Genomic DNA, 561 nt, shown 5'->3' with positions numbered 1-561 from the left:
CGAAGTCGAGCGCATTGGCGAGCAGTACTTTCTCCAGCGGCAAGATCTAATAGCGGTTGGCGTTACGGCCAAATCGTTGCCAGGAACGGAAGACAGAATTGACGGTTCTTCCATTCCTGGGGTTAACGTGCGTTATTTGCAATCGTCATTGCACCTGGCGATCGACGTTCCGCCGAACTGGCTGCCGATGCAGAGTTTATCTGCACACGACATGGGGCGATTTTCTCCAGCTAAGTTTGGTCGTGGGGGACTGTTTAACTACAACGTTTTTGGTGTGTATGAAAACGAAAGCCAACAAAAGGAGGTTTCTATCGATCATGAAATCAGAGCCTTTTCTGAGTTTGGTGTTTTTTCTACAACGGGAATATTTAAATCCAATTTTCACCGCGATGTTCAGTCTCAGCAAAGCAGTCAATACACCCGTTTCGATACAGGGTATGAGTACGCCAATCAGGCGCGCCGACTTCGTTTGGAAGTCGGAGACTACATCGTCCGTCCTTTGTCTTGGAGTCAGCCGGTGAGAATGGCGGGCATTCAGTTGTCGCATGATTTTTCTATGCG

1 pseudogene is annotated in these 561 nt (G+C 48.7%); it reads left to right on the top strand.

The window, feature by feature from the left end:
* Positions 1 to 561, top strand: a pseudogene (locus R8O10_RS26790) (fimbrial biogenesis outer membrane usher protein); the annotation flags it as partial.

The organism is Vibrio sp. 1727, assembly GCF_033344415.1.
Classification (GTDB): Bacteria; Pseudomonadota; Gammaproteobacteria; order Enterobacterales; family Vibrionaceae; genus Vibrio; species Vibrio alginolyticus.
The sequence above is the reverse complement of the archived record's forward strand: the minus strand, read 5'-3'. Positions and strand labels throughout refer to the sequence as shown.